Below are 4,325 nucleotides of genomic sequence, written 5' to 3' on the forward strand. Positions count from 1 at the left end.
CCGCACCACACGCGGCACCCACACCTCGCCGCCACGCACCGCCAGCTGCGGCTCCTCCCCCGCCGCGATGTGCCGTGCGAGGGGCTCGTAGGAGGCGGGGTCGTCGTCGAGGTCGGCCAGGAGGAAACGGCCCGGATGCTCGCTCATCGCGGAGCGCACCAGGCCCCACACCCCGGCTCCGCCGAGGTCGGGTCCGTTCCGGTCGACGGCAGCGCCGGCCTGGACCGCGCCGGTGGTGGTCACCACCAGGCGCGATCCGGCCAGTCGTTCCTCCGCCAGCCAGGTCCGCATGGCCCCCAGGACACCAGCAATCCCACCCAGGACTTCACCAGAGTTCGCGCCGACCGCCTGGGACGTTCCACCCAGCTCGGACGAATCACTGGTTTCACTGATTTCATCGATCCCACTGGTGTCGTTCGTCTCCGGCATGGCCTCGTCGACGGGGAGGATCACCACATCCGGTGCGTCGGCGCCTTCCCGCAGTGCGGCGAGCAGGTCGCCGAGGTGGCGGTGGCGGGTCAGCGGGACGCCCGCCGCGGCCCAGCGCTCCGCCGCCTCTGCGTCGGACGACAGCAGGGCCCAGGACCGCCCGGAGGGCAGGGCTGCGTCCGGGGATTGGGGCACGGGCACCCAGTCCAGGCGGTACAGGTGCTCGGTGCCGTCGGCCGGTCCGAGGTCGGTGGCGGCGACCGGGCGCAGCAGCAGGGACTCGACCGTGGCCACGGGGTCGCCCGCCGCGTCGGCCACGCGCACGCTGGTCTCTCCGGCGCCGGTGGGCACGAGATGGGCGCGTACGGCGGTGGCGCCGACCGCGGTGAGCGACACGCCCGACCAGAGGAACGGCAGCAGCGCGTCCCGCCCGTCCGGTGCCTGGAGCGCCAGAGCGTGGAGCACGCTGTCCAGCAGGGCGGGGTGCAGGCCGTAGGCGGTCGCCTCGGCGGCGGCCGGTTCCGGCAGCGCGGCCTCCACGTACAGTTCCTCGCCGTGCGCCCAGGCTCGGGTCAGGCCGCGGAACGCCGGTCCGTAGGCGAGGCCGGCGCGGGCCAGCCGGTCGTACAGCTCGTCGAGCGGCAGGGGGCGGGCGTCGGCGGGCGGCCAGGCGCGCAGGTTCCAGTCCGGTTCGGGGGTGGCCCGGCGGGCGAGGGTCGCGGTGGCGTGCAGGGTCCAGGGCGTGTCGACGGGACCGTCGTCGGGGCGGGCGTGGATCCGCAGGGTGCGGTGTTCCCCGCCGTGCGTCTCCGTGCCGGGCGTGCCGGCGGGTTCCTCGGGCGGGTCGACGGCGATCTGCACCTGGACGGCGCCGTCCTCGGGCAGGACGAGCGGGGCCTGCAGGACGAGTTCGGCAACGTGGTCGCAGCCCGTCCGTTCCCCGGCCTGAAGGGCGAGTTCGAGCAGGGCGGTGCCGGGGACGACGACGCGGCCCGCGACCCGGTGGTCGGCCGTCCAGGAGTGGCCGTGCGCCGACAGGCGGGCGGTGAGCAGCAGGGCGTCCGATCCGGCGACGGGCACGGCGGCACCGAGCAGCGGGTGTCCGGCGGCGCCGAGACCGAGGTCGTCGGCGCCGGTTGTGGCGCGGCCGGGCCGCAGCCAGAACCGCCGGTGTCGGAACGGGTAGGTCGGCAGGTCCACGCGGCGCGCTCCGCTGCCGGCGAAGACCGCCGACCAGTCCGTGCCGGCGCCGCGCACGAACAGTTCGGCCACGGCCCGCAGGAACGTCTCGGCCTCGGGCCGCCCCTTGCGCAGCACCGACGCCGTCACGCGGTCGGCGGCCGTCTCGACGTGGCTGCCGAGCACCGGATCGGGGCCGATCTCCAGCAGCCGGGTGACGCCCTGGCCGGTGATTGTCTCGGTGGCCGCCTGGTGGAACCTGACCGGCTGCCGTATCTGCCGCACCCAGTAGTCGGCGCTGGTCCAGTCGCCGTCCGCGAGGGGCGCGCCGCTGACCGTGCTGACGGCGGCGCGGCGCGGGTTCCGGTGGTCGACGTTCGCGGCCGCCTCGGCGAACTCGGCGAGCATCGGTTCCATCAGCGGGGAGTGGAAGGCGTGGCTGACCCGCAGCCGGGTGGCCCTGCGGCCCTGCTCACGGGCGGCGGCCACGACCCGTGCGACGCCGTCCTCCGCGCCGGAGACGACGACCGCCCGGGGTCCGTTGACGGCGGCGACGGCCACGTCCGCCGCGCCCACCTCGGCCAGCAGCCCGGTCACCTCGGCTTCGCCGGCCTCGACGGCGGCCATCGCGCCGCCCCCGGGCAGGGCCTGCATCAGCCGGGCCCGCGCCGCCACCAGCCGGGCGGCGTCGGGAAGGTCGAAGACTCCGGCGGTGTAGGCGGCGGCGAGCTCGCCCACGGAGTGGCCGAGGACGACATCGGGTTCGGCGCCCCACGACCGCAGCAGGGCGACCGAGGCCACCTGCACGGCGAACAGGGCTGTCTGGGCGTATCCCGTACGGTCCAGCAGGGCCGCCTCCGGGCTGCCGTCCGCGGCGAACAGCACCTCGCGCACGGGCAGGTCGAAGCCCGCCCGACCGGCCAGCTCCGTGTCGAGCAGGCCGCACACCTCGTCCAGTGCCCGGGCGAACACCGGGAAGGCGGCGTATAGTTCCCGCCCCATGCCGGGCCGCTGGCTGCCCTGTCCGGTGAACATCCACGCCGTACGGCCCTCACCGACCACACCGGACACGGCGGGTGCGGCGAGCCCGGACCGCAGCGCCTCCAGATCAGTACCCAGCACCACGGCCCGGTGCTCCAGCGCGGCCCGCGTCGACGCCAGCGAGAACCCGACGTCGACCGGATCGGCCTCGACGGAGGCGAGCCGCTCCAGCTGCGCCCCCAGCGCCTCCGCGCCGCGCGCCGACACCACCCACGGCACCACCGGCAGACCGGAAGGTGCCTTCCGCCCCGGCTCCGCAGGAGCAGGAGCAGGCGGCGCCTCCTCCAGGATGACGTGGGCATTGGTGCCGCTGATGCCGAACGAGGACACACCGGCCCGGCGGGGTCGGTCGCCGGACGGCCAGGCCCGTTCCTCGGTGAGCAGTTCGACCGCACCGGACTCCCAGTCCACGTGACGGGAGCGCTCCTCGGCATGGAGGGTACGGGGCAGCAGTTCCGCCTGTAGCGCCATCACCATCTTGACGATCCCGGCCACGCCCGCGGCCGCCTGCGCGTGTCCGATGTTGGACTTGACCGAGCCGAGCCACAGCGGCTCGTCGTCGGTGCGCGCCTGGCCGTAGGTGGCCAGCAGCGCCTGCGCCTCGATCGGGTCACCGAGGCGGGTGCCGGTGCCGTGCGCCTCCACCGCGTCCACCTCGGCCGGCGACAGGCCCGCGTTGGCCAGCGCCTGGCGGATCACCCGCTGCTGGGAGGGCCCGTTCGGCGCCGTCAGCCCGTTGGACGCCCCGTCCTGGTTGACCGCGCTGCCCTTGACCACCGCCAGCACCCGGTGCCCGTTGCGCAGCGCGTCCGACAGGCGCTCCACGACCAGCACACCACCGCCCTCCGACCAGCCGGTGCCGTCCGCGCCCTCGGCGAAGGACTTGCACCGCCCGTCCGCCGCGAGCCCGCCCTGCCGGGCGAACTCCAGGAACATGCCCGGTGTCGCCATGACGGTGGCACCCCCGGCCAGCGCCAGGTCGCACTCCCCGGCCCGCAGCGCCTGACACGCCAGATGCAGCGCCACCAACGCCGACGAACACGCCGTGTCCACCGACACCGCCGGACCCTCCAGCCCGAACACATACGCCAGACGCCCCGAGGCCACACTCGGCGTACTACCGGTCAGCAGATAACCGTCGGTCTCCGGATCGACCTCGTCGTCCTCCTGTCCGCTGGCGTAACCGTTCGCCGACACGCCCGCGTACACGCCGGTGGCGGTGCCGCGCAGGGACAGCGGATCGATGCCGGCCCGCTCCAGCGCCTCCCAGGCGGTCTCCAGCAGCAGCCGCTGCTGCGGATCCATCACGAGAGCCTCACGCGGCGAGATCCCGAACAGATCGGGGTCGAAGTCTCCCGCGTCCCGGACGAATCCACCGACCGCGGCGATCCCCTCCAGCGATCGGGCGTCCCAACCCCGGTCCGACGGGAACGGGGTGATCGCGTCCTGCCCGGAGGCGACCAGCCGCCACAACGCCTCGGGCGAGTCCACCCCGCCGGGGAATCGGCAGCCCATGCCGACGATCGCGATCGGCTCGTCCGTGGCCGACCTCTCGCGTCCAGGCGTCGGCACCTCGGCCGTCGCCGCCTCGCCCAGCAGCAGGGCACGGAGGAACGCGACCAGTGCGGTGGGGGTCGGGTGGTCGAAGACGAGGGTGGCGGGAAGGGTGATCCCGG

General features: G+C 74.8%; 1 protein-coding gene. It reads right to left on the reverse strand.

The window, feature by feature from the left end:
* Window positions 1-4,325, reverse strand: a 4,325-nt coding sequence (locus ABD363_RS32250) for a type I polyketide synthase (protein WP_344610008.1), incomplete at both ends; no start/stop codon positions are given.

Source organism: Streptomyces glaucus (assembly GCF_039533365.1).
Classification (GTDB): Bacteria; Actinomycetota; Actinomycetes; order Streptomycetales; family Streptomycetaceae; genus Streptomyces; species Streptomyces glaucus.